The organism is Silicimonas algicola (genome assembly GCF_003148765.1).
Taxonomy (GTDB): domain Bacteria; phylum Pseudomonadota; class Alphaproteobacteria; order Rhodobacterales; family Rhodobacteraceae; genus Silicimonas; species Silicimonas algicola.
On record NZ_QGGV01000009.1, the window covers coordinates 32,161 to 44,705 of the forward strand.

The 12,545-nt window shown below is 64.5% G+C and carries 13 protein-coding genes; 4 read left to right on the forward strand and 9 right to left on the reverse strand.

Annotated features, from left to right (window positions below; genetic code table 11):
• Window positions 1–32: 32 nt before the first annotated feature.
• The 6 genes from yihA to yghU all read right to left on the reverse strand — a co-directional run bounded on the left by yihA (window position 33) and on the right by yghU (window position 6,993).
• On the reverse strand, window positions 33–686 hold the full coding sequence (yihA, locus tag C8D95_RS16820; protein WP_109760366.1) for a ribosome biogenesis GTP-binding protein YihA/YsxC: 654 nt from the start codon (window positions 684–686) through the stop codon (window positions 33–35).
• The gene (locus C8D95_RS16825; protein WP_109760367.1) at window positions 683–1,435 is read right to left on the reverse strand and encodes an MOSC domain-containing protein; all 753 of its coding nucleotides are present in this window, start codon (window positions 1,433–1,435) and stop codon (window positions 683–685) included. The genes yihA and C8D95_RS16825 overlap by 4 nt, the downstream gene beginning before the upstream one ends.
• Window positions 1,432–3,318: a membrane protein insertase YidC gene (yidC, locus tag C8D95_RS16830; protein WP_109760368.1), complete on the reverse strand. Its 1,887-nt coding sequence runs from the start codon at window positions 3,316–3,318 to the stop codon at window positions 1,432–1,434. The genes C8D95_RS16825 and yidC overlap by 4 nt, the downstream gene beginning before the upstream one ends.
• Before the next feature lie 312 nt (window positions 3,319–3,630).
• Window positions 3,631–5,055 carry a putative bifunctional diguanylate cyclase/phosphodiesterase gene (locus C8D95_RS16835; protein ID WP_164721770.1) on the reverse strand — a complete coding sequence of 475 codons (1,425 nt, stop codon included), beginning with the start codon at window positions 5,053–5,055 and terminating at the stop codon, window positions 3,631–3,633.
• A 189-nt stretch (window positions 5,056–5,244) separates the two neighbouring features.
• Entirely contained in the window at window positions 5,245–6,081 is an 837-nt protein-coding gene (ttcA, locus tag C8D95_RS16840; protein WP_109760370.1) for a tRNA 2-thiocytidine(32) synthetase TtcA, read from the reverse strand.
• Between the two features lie 45 nt (window positions 6,082–6,126).
• Window positions 6,127–6,993: a glutathione-dependent disulfide-bond oxidoreductase gene (gene yghU / locus C8D95_RS16845; RefSeq protein WP_109760371.1), complete on the reverse strand. Its 867-nt coding sequence runs from the start codon at window positions 6,991–6,993 to the stop codon at window positions 6,127–6,129.
• A gap of 288 nt (window positions 6,994–7,281) precedes the next feature.
• Between yghU and C8D95_RS16850 the strand changes: the two genes are divergently transcribed.
• The gene (locus tag C8D95_RS16850) at window positions 7,282–7,809 is read left to right on the forward strand and encodes a hypothetical protein (protein ID WP_126918619.1); all 528 of its coding nucleotides are present in this window, start codon (window positions 7,282–7,284) and stop codon (window positions 7,807–7,809) included.
• 61 nt (window positions 7,810–7,870) lie between these two features.
• Here the strand turns inward: C8D95_RS16850 and yidD are convergent, their stop codons facing one another.
• From yidD to rpmH, 3 genes are all read right to left on the reverse strand, one after another.
• Window positions 7,871–8,092, reverse strand: coding sequence for a membrane protein insertion efficiency factor YidD (gene yidD / locus C8D95_RS16855; protein WP_109760373.1), 222 nt, complete (start codon window positions 8,090–8,092; stop codon window positions 7,871–7,873).
• A complete protein-coding gene (gene rnpA, locus C8D95_RS16860) occupies window positions 8,089–8,436 on the reverse strand; it encodes a ribonuclease P protein component (protein WP_109760374.1) in 348 nt (115 codons plus the stop codon). The genes yidD and rnpA overlap by 4 nt, the downstream gene beginning before the upstream one ends.
• 114 nt (window positions 8,437–8,550) lie before the next feature.
• The gene (rpmH, locus tag C8D95_RS16865; RefSeq protein WP_109760375.1) at window positions 8,551–8,688 is read right to left on the reverse strand and encodes a 50S ribosomal protein L34; all 138 of its coding nucleotides are present in this window, start codon (window positions 8,686–8,688) and stop codon (window positions 8,551–8,553) included.
• Window positions 8,689–8,957: 269 nt separating this feature from the next.
• Between rpmH and C8D95_RS16870 the strand changes: the two genes are divergently transcribed.
• The 3 genes from C8D95_RS16870 to C8D95_RS16880 are packed head-to-tail and all read left to right on the forward strand — an operon-like array spanning window position 8,958 to window position 12,523.
• Entirely contained in the window at window positions 8,958–9,692 is a 735-nt protein-coding gene (locus C8D95_RS16870; RefSeq protein ID WP_109760376.1) for a TVP38/TMEM64 family protein, read from the forward strand.
• Window positions 9,689–11,068, forward strand: a complete 1,380-nt coding sequence (locus C8D95_RS16875; RefSeq protein ID WP_109760377.1) for a dihydrolipoyl dehydrogenase family protein — start codon at window positions 9,689–9,691, stop codon at window positions 11,066–11,068. Before C8D95_RS16870 ends, C8D95_RS16875 begins: the two co-directional genes overlap by 4 nt.
• An 18-nt stretch (window positions 11,069–11,086) precedes the next feature.
• Complete coding sequence (locus C8D95_RS16880) at window positions 11,087–12,523, forward strand: sensor histidine kinase (protein WP_109760378.1); 1,437 nt, start codon at window positions 11,087–11,089, stop codon at window positions 12,521–12,523.
• Window positions 12,524–12,545: the final 22 nt, after the last annotated feature.

Consider the following 12,545-nt stretch of genomic DNA (forward strand, 5'->3'; position numbering starts at 1 on the left):
GCGACCTTCGATAGAGCGTCGGGAGCCAGGTCTCAAGCAAGGTCCGCAACGATGGCGCGCAGAATGTCGATCCCCTGGCTGGTCTCGGAACTGGTCAGCACGATCTCGGGGAAGGCCGCAGGATGCTTTGCCAGCGCACCGCGGACCTGATCGAGAACGGCATCGCGCTCTGCCGCCTTGATCTTGTCTGCTTTGGTCAGCACCGCCTGAAACGTCACCGCCGCGCCGTCAAGAAGCTTGAGGATTTCCTCGTCGACCGATTTGACCCCGTGTCGCGCGTCGATCAGCACGAAGGCACGTCGCAGCGTCGCCCGGCCAGACAGATATGCCTTGAGTAGCCGCTGCCACTTCTCGACCGTCGCCACGGGCGCCTTGGCGAAGCCATAGCCGGGCAGGTCGACGAGATAGTGGCTTTCGGCGAGCGAGAAGAAGTTGATCTCCTGCGTCCGTCCCGGCGTGTTGGACGCCCGCGCGAGCGCGCGGCGTCCGGTCAGCGCGTTGATCAGCGTCGACTTGCCCACGTTCGACCGGCCGGCGAAACAGACCTCGAGCCGGTCGGCGGGCGGCAACCCGTCCATCGCGACGACGCCCTTGAGGAAGTCTGCCCCGCCTGCAAAAAGCCTGCGGCCGCGCTCCAACCCGTCGGCATCGACTTCGGCGACCGGGAAAGGCAGGGGCGCGCTCATCCGGACACCTGCACGGCATCGCCCCGGGAAACGCGACCGCCACGCTCGACGACGGCGAAGACGCCGAACTCCCGGTGACCCAGGTCCGCCAACGCATCGAGCACCTCGGCGTCGCGAACGCCGGTCTCGGGGTTGGCGTGGGTCGTCTTGCAGCGCGTGATCTCTTCCCGCACGCGCAGGACCGCATTGCCGACAGTCAGGCGGCGGCCGATCCAGGACTTCTCGTCCCACGGCTCGAATCCTTCCAGCCACAGGTTCCCGCGAAAGCGGTGCCGTGTCAGCGTCCGGCCCATCCTTTTCTCGAGAGAAGCAAGGCTTACGACGGTGTGGACCGATATCCAGGCCTCAGGCGAATCCGTCAGATGCGCCCGCCCGGCGCGGTGTACGCTCGTGGGAGCAGGACGGTCTGCGGGCCAGATATGCTTCAGCCAGTCGAGCAGGGCCGGAAGGTCGCTTTCGTCTTCCGGATCGAACTCGATGCGTCCGGCGAGCGGATGCTCGAGTGTCAGACGGCCTGCCGCCTCGTCCATGTGCGCGGTCACCGCCATCACGCCGGGGTCCGTCACGCCGCACAGGAAATTGCGCTTGGCGAGCCAGCCCGTACCGTCAAGGTTGGCGCGCTCGTGCGCCACGGCCCAGAGACGGTCATATGGCATCCAGTCGCCTGCGCTCAACTCGACCGATGCCACTTCCTCGCGGCCGATCCCCTTGACCGGGTGCCGGTCGATGTGGGCGACGCGCGGCGTCACTTCTTCCGACCCGGCGCGTCGTCCTTGTTCGCGGTGGCCGGGACCGGGGTCTTGTTCTTTCCCCGTATGTTGCCCCAGAGGTCAGGTTTGTAGCCGTGGCTGCGCATGATGAGGTACTGCTGGCTGAAGGTGATCGTGTTGTTCGCGATCCAGTAGACCACCAGTCCGCTGGCGAAGCCGCCGAGCATGAACATGAAGATCCACGGCATCCACGCAAAGATCATTTGCTGCGTCGGGTCCGCTGGCGCCGGGTTCAGCTTCTGCTGAATCCACATCGAGATCCCCAGAAGGATCGGCAGAATGCCGATAAAGATCGTCGCCAGAAGCGTCCCCGTGTCGGGCGCAGCCCAGGGAAGCAGACCGAAGAAGTTCCAGATCGAGGTAGGATCGGGCGAGGACAAATCCTGGAACGGCCCGAAGAAGGGCGCGTGACGCAGTTCGATGGTGACGAAGATCACCTTGTAGAGCGAGAAGAAGATCGGGATCTGCATCAGGATCGGAAGGCAACCCGCGGCCGGGTTGACCTTGTTGTCCTTGTAGAGCTGCATCATCCCCGTCTGAAGCTTCTGGCGGTCGTCGCCCGCCCGCTCCTTCAGCTTCTCCATCTCCGGCTGAAGTTCCTTCATTCGTGCCATCGAGATGTAGGACTTCCGCGCCAGCGGGAAGAGAAGCGCCTTGATGAAGAATGTCAGAGCGATGATCGCGATGCCCATGTTCCCGATCAGGACGTTCAGTTCGTGCAGGACGAAGAAGATCGGCTTCGTCAGGAAGTAGAACCAGCCCCAGTCGATCGCGTCGACGAATCCGTCGATCTGGGCGTCGCCCTCGAGCCCGAGGAAATAGGTCAGCGACGGAAGAAAGCCCGTGATCTCGCGACCGGCCTCGTAGTCGCGGATCGTGTCCCATTCCTTTGCGCCCGCGAAGACACGGGTGGTCGAGGTCTCGGTCTGCCCCGGCGCCACGTCGACAGCCGGCATTCGGGCGATGGTGCGATAAATCTGTTGCTCGGGCACGTACTGAACGACGGACGTGAATGGCTCGCCCTGTTCGGGGATCAGCGTCGTCATCCAGTAGTGGTCGGTGAAGCCGACCCAACCCGTCGACTGCGCCTCCTCGACACTGGCCGCGGGGCCCCAGACATCGTCGGCGTCAAGATCGGGAATGTCGCCGTAGCCGATCTCTTCCAGGGTGCCGTCGGTACGCCGGATCGCCCCTTCGTGAAGGATGAAGAATCCCGATTGGTCGGGCGGCTCGCCGTGGCGAGCGACGAGGCCGTAGGGGGCGAGCCGAACGGTGGTCTGCGTCGGGTTTTCGACCGTTTGAGTCACGGTGAACATGAACTTGTCGTCGACGGAAATGGTGCGGCGGAAGACCAGACCGGCGGGACTTTCCCACCGCAGCGTGACAGGGGTCTCAGGCGTCAGGGTCGCGCCGCCCTCGATTTCCCACACCGTCTCGGGCGTAGGCACCTCGGAAGCGTCGAGATCGCGGCCCGGAACCCAGCCGAAGACGGCGTAGTAGGGGTGCGCATCGCCGACGGGTGACAGAAGTCGAACTTCGGGCGAGCCGGGTTCCACGGCGACATCGTAGTTCTTGAGCGACAGGGTGTCGATCCGACCGCCCGCAAGCGAGATGGAGCCGTCCAAGCTGGGGGTCTCGATCGTTACGCGCGGTGCCTGCGGAGTGGCGGCGATGGCGTCCGAGGGCGTCGCCTCGCCTTCGGCGGCGGGTGCCTCGGCGCCTGGGACGGCGCTGGTGGCTGCGGGACTGTCGGCGGTCGTGGGTGCCTCGACCGGGTCAGGCGCGAACAGGATCATCCAGACGATCAGCACGAGCGAACTCAGTACCATCGCCAGGATCAGGTTCTTGTTCTGGTCGTCCATTGCCCGTACCCGACTTCAAAGGATCAGCGCCCGTGGTTCAATCCTCCGACGCCCGAAAGGTCAAGGCGTTTTCCCTTGTGCCGCAGCGCATCGACCCGGCCGGAACCTGCGCTGAGAGCTTTCGCGAAAAGCCTGTCGCGGGTGCACGCCGGCATGCTTGCAGAGGCGAACAGGCTTGCACCCCTCGGTATTTTCGGTCCCGGCCTCTTAAGCGTGCAGGATCCTGTCGACGGGACCTCGATCCGATGTACCGACCATCAATGGGGGTATGGCGAACCACACTCCTGCGTGATGTCGCAGGCAGTGACGGAGTCAGGCATACCTGCCCGTCCGTCGTGGCACCACGACCGCGTCGTCCTGGGGGGCGAACCCGTTGTCGTCCAGCCACAACAGCGTCTCGCCGAGGGGCATTGGCCGCGCGGTGACGTATCCCTGGATTTCGGCACAGCCCAGCGCGTTCAGCGCCTCGACCTCTGCCTCGGTCTCGACACCTTCCGCGAGCGCGTCAATTCCCAGCATTTCGCTGAAGGCAAGTAGGGCCGACAGCATCTTGCGCTGATCGGCGTCGCGGTCCGCATGCGTGACGAGGCTGCGGTCGATCTTGATGCGACTGACGTTGAAGCGACGGATGTTGATGAGGCTCGTGAAGCCGGTGCCGAAGTCGTCGAGGTCGATGAGGCAGCCGTGCTGCGACAGGGCGGTCAGGGTGCGAGATATTACGTCCTCACTGGATTCCGCGACGACGCTTTCCAGAACCTCGATGACGAGACGTTCGGGCAGGAGGTCGTGGCGGTCGAGCTCCCACCTGACATAGTCGGGGAGACGGGGATTGCGCAGTTCCTCGCCGGAAAAGTTGACCGAGACCGTCGGCACCCGGTAACCCGCCGCGTCCCAGGCGTTCAGCGCCGTCAGAGAGTGTTTCAGGATGACCTCGGCCAAGCGCTGTGACAGCCCCGCTTTCTCGATGTCGTGGAGGAAGCTGTTGGGTGACACGAGACCGCGTTCAGGGTGCTCCCACCGCGCCAGCGCTTCGAACCCGGTGATCTCGCGCGTATCGGTCCGGACCTGCGGCTGGAACCAGGCATAAATCTCGCCGGTGTCGAGAGCCGTCGACAATTCGCGCGCGACGTCGCGTTCGTGCGCGCGGCTGGAGGACAGACCCTCGTAGTAAACCCTGACGGATCCCGGCCCCGAAACAGTCGCCAGTTCACAAGCCCGTTGCGCGCCCGCGACCACATTGGCGCCGCAGCCGCCCTTGACATGACACTCCGCCGCAATGCCGAGCGAAAGCGAGCAGAAGGTCCGCGTCGGGCCTTCGCTGAATGGGTCGTCGAAGACCGACTGAAGCCTGCGCGCGAGTTGCAGAAGCATCTCGGTCTCGGGCTGACGCACGTTGCGCAGGCCGATCGCGAAACCGGGGCTGATGCGCGCCATGATGTCGTCGTCACGCAGGAAGGCCTGGATCCGCTCTGTCGCTTCGCGCAAGACCGCATCGCGCATGCTGCGTCCGAAGCGTTCTTCCAGCCCGTCGATGTCGTCGATCGACAGGCACATCACTGCAACTTGCCGGTTCGCCTGATGGGCGTTCGCAATGGCGGCGTCGGCCCACGCAATCAGCCCGTCGCGCAGGATCAGCCCTGTCTGCGCGTCACGTTCCGAGGTCAGTACCGGGCTGACGCGGTTCAGCGCCGACAGGACGGCCAGGGCCAGCGGCAAAGCGACGGCAGCGACTAGCATCGCCACCTGACTTCCGCCCCAAGACGAGGCGAGAGCGGCAGGAGGAATGAGCGCAAAGGCGCTCGGACCGTCCAGCGCGCGACGCATTGCCGACGATAATCGGCGTGATTCTGGGAAAGTCATCGTCGCCGTTCGATCCGGTGCACAGCCTGGTTCGACTCGACCTAGCAGTGCCCCGTGACCAGCGGGTTAATCGTGGGTCACCCCGCGCACGAGCCCCGCGAAGTCGAACAGCTTCGGATCGAGAAGGTGCGATGGACGCGCGTTCATCAGCGCGCGGAACATCACCTGCCGTCGGCCCGGCGAGTTCTTCTCCCACCCGTCCAGGATCGCCTTCACCTGGACGCGCTGTAGCCCGTCCTGGCTGCCGCAGAGATTGCAGGGGATGATCGGATAGCCCATCGCTGCCGCGAATTTCTCGCAGTCCGCCTCGGCCACATGGGCCAGCGGACGATAGACGAAAAGGTCGCCGTCCTCGTTGACCAGCTTCGGCGGCATGGTCGCCAGCCGACCACCGTGGAACAGGTTCATGAAGAACGTCTCGAGGATGTCGTCGCGGTGGTGGCCGAGGACGACCGCCGAGCATCCCTCCTCGCGGGCGACGCGGTACAGGTTCCCGCGCCGAAGGCGGGAGCAGAGAGCGCAGTAGGTCCTGTTTTCGGGGATCTTGTCGGTGACGATGGAATAGGTGTCCTGGTATTCGATCCTATGCGGCACGCCCATCCGCGCCAGAAAGTCGGGCAGGACGGTTGCCGGAAAGCCGGGCTGTCCCTGGTCGAGGTTGCAAGCAAGAATCTCGACCGGCAGAAGGCCGCGCCACTTCAACTCATTTAGGATGGCCAGCAGCGTATAGCTGTCCTTTCCGCCCGAAAGGCATACCAGCCACCTCGCGTCGCGCTCGATCATTCCATACTGCTCGATCGCCTCGCGCACGTCTCGAACGAGCCGTTTCCGAAGCTTCCGGAACTCGGTCGTCCTGGGCGCGCCCTGGAATAGCGGATGGATTTCCTCGGCGTCGTCGAGCATGGATGCGGGCCTACTCCAACCCACAGCACCCGGCAAGCCGCCACCTCATTCGGCGGCGCGCCTGTCTTCGGTCGCAGTTTCGAAGTCGGCAGCGGAATGGCGTTCGTGAAGCTGCATCGACGGCTCGCCGAAGGTTCGGTTCACCATCCTGCCCCGCGTGACGGCAGGGCGCGCATCGATCTCTCGGGCCCACCTCGTCACGCTGGTGTAGGTCTTCACGTCGAGGAAGGTCGCGGCATCATAGAGACGCCCTAGCGCAAGCTGCCCGTACCAGGCCCAGATCGCCATGTCCGCGATGGTGTAGTCCTCACCCACCATATAGCGGTTGTCAGCCAGGTGACGGTCCAGGACATCCATCTGACGCTTCGCCTCCATCGCATAGCGGTCGATGGGATAGCGCAGCTTTTCGGGGGCGTAGGCATAGAAGTGTCCGAAGCCGCCGCCCAGGAACGGGGCGCTTCCCATCTGCCAGAAAAGCCAGGACAGCATCTCGGGCCGCTTCCCGTCCGGACCGAGGAACCGGCCGAACTTCTCTGCGAGATGAAGCATGATGGCGCCGGACTCGAAGATGCGAACCGACTGTTCGCCCCAGACGTCCAGGAGTGCCGGGATCTTCGAGTTCGGATTGATCTCGACGAAGCCAGATCCGAACTGCTCTCCATCGCCGATGCGAATTGGCCAGGCGTCGTATTCGGCGCCGGTCTCACCCGCTTCGAGTAGCTCCTCGAACAGGATGGTCACCTTCACACCGTTCGGCGTGGCGAGCGAATAGAGTTGGAACGGATGGCGTCCGGAATCGAGAGGACGATCATGCGTCGGCCCTGCGATAGGGCGGTTCGTTTTAGCGAACTCGCCGCCGTTCTCCCTGTCCCACGTCCAGACTTCGGGGGGCGCATAGGTGTCGTCGGTCACGATGATCTCCGTTCTGAATACTTCGAAGGAGCATCCTAGAGCCGCAGACGGCGCCCGCCATGTGCGAATTCGAACAGAGGTTCCGCGCCGATGCCTTCCAGCTTGGATTCAAGAGATGAAGTTTCGGTCCGGCGACCAGTCGCCGCCGTCGCAAGCGGATTTCGGCTGGATCCGGCGTGGAATGGGAAAAGCGTGATCCCGTCGTGGGAACGCGGCGGAGGGCACGCCGTTGACCCTCCGAGCGACGGAATGGTCCGCCGCACATCGAACTGCTTCGGAGGTATCCTCATGCAGAAGAAAATTGAAACACTCGTCGCCCTCGCCATTGCTGCCAGTCTTGGTGGCGCTGCCATTGCGCAAGACACAGATGCATCGGCAAGCCCCGAAACGGGCTCCATCGGTACTGACGGTGAGCTCGACTCGTCGACGACAGCAGAGACGATCCCGAATACCAACGAGACTGGCGACACGACCGCTATCGCCGACGCCTCGGCCAATGCCGACATGAACTATGGATCGGTGATCTCGACTCTGAACTCGGGCGCTCTGGCCAACGTCGACCTGTCGATGGTCGATGCCGACAGCACCATCAACTGGGTGCTCCTGTCGCAGATCGAAGGGTCCGAGCAAGCCAACGCGCTTGACCAGGCTCTCGAGTCCGACGCCCAGATGCTCGACGACTTCCAGGCGCAGATCGGCTCGAACGCCGCTCTGACGGCTGCTCTGGTCGAAGAGGGTTACACGCCGGAAGACGTCGTGGCCGCCAGCGTTTCGGCTGACGACAGCGTCACCGTCGTGATCGACGACCGCTCGTAAGCTGACGTCGACACCAGGAAAGGCCCTCGCCCCCCGGCGGGGGCCTTTTCATGTGCGGGGATCACTCCGGGACGTTGTCTATGCCTGAGCCGCCCCACGGATGACACCGTGCAATACGCCGAGCGGCAAGCCAGGCTCCCTTCACCGCGCCATGTCGTTCCAGCGCCTCAAGTGCATAGGCAGAACAGGTCGGTTGAAAGCGGCAGCCGTGTCCGACCCAAGGACTGAAAACCAATCGATAGACTCGCACCGGGGCGGCAAAAGCTCGCGCGAGCGGGCTCATGAGTGAAGGCGCTGCAGGGCCCGGACAAAGTCCTGGCGCATCTCGGAGAAGTCCCGGGTCGCTGTCACTTCGCGACGCCCGACGAGGACATAGTCGAACCCGTCCCTCCCATGCTCCGGCAATTCGAGGCGCGCGACCTCGCGAAGGCGTCGCTTGGCGCGGTTGCGCGCGACCGCATTGCCGACCTTCTTCGAGCAGGTGAAACCGACGCGAATGCCCGCTGCCTCGGCGTCCTGTCGGACCCGCGCCTGAAGATCGAAGCCCGGTGTCCGTTCGCGCCTTGCTGAAGAGGCTCGAACGAAATCCGCGCGCTGCGTCAGGATGTGCAGACCTTCAAAAGTCATGATCCGCTCCCGATCCAAGGCGAAGTGGCGGCATCACATCCATACAGTGGCCGGACATGAGAAGACCGCCGGCAGTTTCCCGCGGCGGCCCTGATCTTACCCGACCATCGACGCTCAGGCGCTCAGCGATTTCCGTCCGCGAGCGCGGCGGGCGTTCAGAACCCTGCGGCCGCCCTTTGTGGCCATGCGCGCGCGAAACCCGTGGCGCCGCTTGCGGACAAGGTTCGACGGTTGGAATGTGCGCTTCGACATAGCCAGTCTCCAGTCGTGGCCCGGATTCGGACCCAATTCTTTACGAAGCCCGGTCTCTAAGGGCTGGTTTCAGGCAAGTCAACGCCTCCAGAGCGTCAAGCTGCAACATTCTGGGGGCCATCCTCCAGGAAATTGTTACAGGCAGGCCTGCCCTGCACCCTTTCTGGCCGCGGCGGCCTCTCCCCGGATCAAGGCAGCGTGATCTCGACGGTTTCGCCACAGCGAGTGCGCCATGTTCTGCTAGGTGCGGGTGTGGAAGGATACGTACGATGACCGAGATGACCCAGGGAACCTCTGCCCGCGACGGCTGGATCAGGCGTCTGCCGTTGATCGCGGTCGTCATCGCTGCCGCCGTGGGTGTGCTGGCCTTCGGCGATACGCTCAGTTTCGAGACGCTGGCGCGCCATCACGAAACGCTCTCGGACACCCGGGATGCGCACTACGGACTCACTGCCCTGGCGTTCGTGGCGGCCTATATCTGCGTCGTGACCTTTTCGCTTCCCGGTGCGACGGTGGCGACCCTGACCGGCGGTTTCCTATTCGGCACATTCCCCGGCGTTGTGTTCAATGTTCTCGCTGCCACAGTTGGAGCGTCGCTTCTGTTCCTCGCCGCACGCTGGGGCGCGGGCGAGCGTCTGGCTGCGCGCATGGACGTTTCGGACGGTGCGGTGAAGCGCCTGAAGGACGGCATCGATAACAACCAGTGGCCCATGCTTTTCCTGATCCGGCTGGTTCCGGCGGTGCCTTTCTTCGTCGCAAACCTGCTGCCGGCGCTCGTCGGCGTACCCTTGCATCGCTTCGTGATCTCGACCGCCCTCGGCATCGTCCCAGGCGCCCTGGTCTATACCTCGGTCGGTGCAGGGCTTGGAGAAGTCCTGGCGCGGGGCGAAACTCCGGATCTGGATGTCATCTTCGAGCCGCACATCCTTCTCCCGATCCTCGGCCTCTGTTGCCTCGCGGCTCTACCCCTTGTCGTGAACGCCGTCCGGGGGAAACGACTGTGACCCGCATCGACACGGACCTCCTGGTCATAGGCGCCGGGTCCGGTGGCCTGTCCGTCGCCGCGGGTGCGGTCCAGATGGGCGCTCGGGTGGTCCTCCTGGAAGGCCACAAGATGGGCGGCGACTGCCTCAACTACGGTTGCGTGCCATCGAAGGCGCTTCTGTCTGAGGCGAAGCGCGCGCATCAGACCGGATCGGGCAACTATGCCGCCGCGATGGCCCACGTCGCGCGCGTGATTGAGACCATTGCGCCCGTCGACAGCCAGGAGCGGTTCGAGGGTTTGGGAGTCACGGTCATTCGCGAATTTGGCCGGTTCGTCAGTGATACCGAGGTTCAGGCGGGCGACACGACCATCTCCGCGCGCCGCATCGTCCTCGCGACCGGCTCCTCGCCGCTCGTCCCTCCGATACCCGGTCTCGATGCAGTCCCCCACCTGACGAACGAGACGCTCTTCGATCTGCGTCAGAAGCCGGACCACCTGGTCATCATCGGCGGCGGTCCCATCGGGATCGAGATGGCGCAGGCTCATGTCCGTCTGGGCTGCGCTGTGACCGTCATAGAGGGTGCCAAGGCGCTCGGACGCGAGGATCCGGAGGCCGCCGCTCTCGTGCTCGACACGCTTCGTCGCGAAGGGGTCACGATCCTCGAGGATGCGAAGGCCGAGCAGGTCCGCCAGGACGGCGACCGGATCGTCGTCGAGACCTCGAAGGGTGCCGTCACGGGAAGCCACCTCCTTGTCGCGGTCGGTCGCAAGGTGAACCTCGACCGTCTCGACCTGAAGGTGGGCAATGTCGACCACGAAAAGGGCGTGTCGGTGGATACGGGGCTGCGCTCCAAGTCGAACAGGCGCGTCTACGCCGTCGGCGACGCCGCGGGCGGGATGCAATTTACCCACCTTGCGGGCTACCACGCCGGGGTGGTCATCCGCTCGATCCTCTTCAGCCTGCCGTCCAAGGCCAAGACGCACCACATCCCGCGCGTCACCTATTCCGAGCCGGAGCTCGCACAGGTGGGCATGACCGAGACCGAGGCGCGAGAAGCATACGGCGACCGCGTGACCGTTGCCCGCTTCGACTACGACGAGAACGACCGCGCCATCGCCACCGGCCAGACTGCCGGCTTTGCCAAGGTGATGGTCGTCCGGGGCCGGCCTGTTGGAGCGACCATCGTGGGTGCCGAGGCGGGCGAACTGATCGGCCTCTGGGCCCTGGTTCTGGCCAACGGTCTGAAGATGAGCGCCGTCGCCAGCATGGTTGCGCCCTATCCGACGCTCGGCGAGGTGAACAAGAGAGCCGCCGGGGCCTATTTCTCTCCCAAACTCTTTGGTAACCCTTGGGTGAAACGGGTCGTCGGGGCCGTGCAGCGGTTTCTGCCGTAGGGCCCGGAGAAGGGGCTGATGTTCAATTCGCTGTCCGGACGCTTCCTCGTGCTCACGATCCTGTTCGTGATGCTCGCCGAGGTGTTCATCTTCGTGCCGTCCATCGCGCGTTTCCGCCAGGACTACATGACGAACCGGCTCGAACGCGCGCAGATCGCGTCGCTGGCGCTTCTGGCCGACGACATGATCGACCCCGATCTGGAAACGGAGCTTCTGAAGAATGCGGGCGTCTACAACGTCGTGCTGCGCCGGGACGAGATGCGCGAGCTCGTCCTCAACTCCGACCTGCCGTCGCCGGTCGCCGCGACCTTCGACCTGCGCGCTCCGTCGTCGTGGTCACTGATCCGGGACGCGATCGCCTGCCTCCTCGATCCCTCACCGCGTGTCGTGCGCGTGATCGGCCAACCCGTGCAGGATGCGGGTCTCCTGATCGAGATCACCATGCCGACGCAGCCGCTTCGCGCCGCGATGCTCGATTACGGCCTGCGCATCCTCGCACTCTCCGCCGTCATCTCCGTCGTGACGGCGGCACTCCTGTTCTTCGCCGTGCGCCAGTTCCTCGTGAAGCCTATCAAGGGTGTCGTGTCGGCCATGAAGAGCTATGCGGCCGCGCCCGAGGACGCACGCCGGATCATCCAGCCCTCGGCGAGCGTGCGCGAACTGGCCGAGGCCGAGGCCGCGCTGAGATCGATGCAGACCGACCTGACCTCGATGCTGCGCCAGCGCGAGCGTCTCGCGGCGCTCGGCAGCGCCGTCGCCAAGGTCAGCCACGATCTGCGGAACATCCTGGCCTCCGCTCAGCTTTTTGCCGACCGGATAGAGACCAGCGAGGATCCGGCCGTCGCACGACTGGCGCCGAAGCTCGTCAACTCCATCGGCCGCGCGGTGAACCTCTGCGAGTCGACGCTTGCCTTCGGGAAAGCCGAGGAGCCGCCGCCGGCGCTGTCGCAGGTGCGGCTCTCGGGAGTCGTGACGGATGTCATCGAGGGCGAGAAGCTGTCCGACGAGGGCGGCGCCGTCGAGTTCGTTGACGAGGTCCCCTCCGGCCTCACGCTTCGCGCGGATCCCGAGCAGCTTTACCGTGTGCTATCGAACCTTGTCCGCAACGCGCGGCAGGCCATCACAGCAAAACGCGCGCCCGGCCGAGTGACCGTCTCGGCTGAGGAAGATGACGAAAGCTGGCGGATCCGCATCGCCGACACTGGACCCGGACTTCCGCCTCGCGCTCGCGAGCATCTGTTCACGCCTTTTCAGGGCGGCGCCACGAAGGGCGGCGCGGGTCTGGGCCTCGCCATTGCGGCGGAACTAGTGAAGGGTCACGGTGGAAGTCTGACCCTCCGCTCGACAGGACCTGAAGGCACGCTGTTCGAGATCCGTCTGCCCAAGAACGTCATCGGAATGGACCGCGCCGCAGAAGTCCGTCTTCCGTCGCCCAAGCGTGCCTCGGCCGAATAACTTCCGCCTTGCAATGCCGGGA

Excerpts from the sequence above, each read along its gene's own strand:
- C8D95_RS16850 (WP_126918619.1), top strand. The coding sequence starts at position 7,282 with ATGCAGAAGAAAATTGAAACACTCGTCGCCCTCGCCATTGCTGCCAGT.
- yihA (WP_109760366.1), bottom strand. The coding sequence starts at position 686 with ATGAGCGCGCCCCTGCCTTTCCCGGTCGCCGAAGTCGATGCCGACGGG.
- ttcA (WP_109760370.1), bottom strand. The coding sequence starts at position 6,081 with ATGCTCGACGACGCCGAGGAAATCCATCCGCTATTCCAGGGCGCGCCC.
- C8D95_RS16835 (WP_164721770.1), bottom strand. The coding sequence starts at position 5,055 with ATGCTAGTCGCTGCCGTCGCTTTGCCGCTGGCCCTGGCCGTCCTGTCG.
- rnpA (WP_109760374.1), bottom strand. The coding sequence starts at position 8,436 with ATGACTTTTGAAGGTCTGCACATCCTGACGCAGCGCGCGGATTTCGTT.
- yidD (WP_109760373.1), bottom strand. The coding sequence starts at position 8,092 with ATGAGCCCGCTCGCGCGAGCTTTTGCCGCCCCGGTGCGAGTCTATCGA.
- C8D95_RS16880 (WP_109760378.1), top strand. The coding sequence starts at position 11,087 with ATGTTCAATTCGCTGTCCGGACGCTTCCTCGTGCTCACGATCCTGTTC.
- C8D95_RS16870 (WP_109760376.1), top strand. The coding sequence starts at position 8,958 with ATGACCGAGATGACCCAGGGAACCTCTGCCCGCGACGGCTGGATCAGG.
- rpmH (WP_109760375.1), bottom strand. The coding sequence starts at position 8,688 with ATGTCGAAGCGCACATTCCAACCGTCGAACCTTGTCCGCAAGCGGCGC.
- yidC (WP_109760368.1), bottom strand. The coding sequence starts at position 3,318 with ATGGACGACCAGAACAAGAACCTGATCCTGGCGATGGTACTGAGTTCG.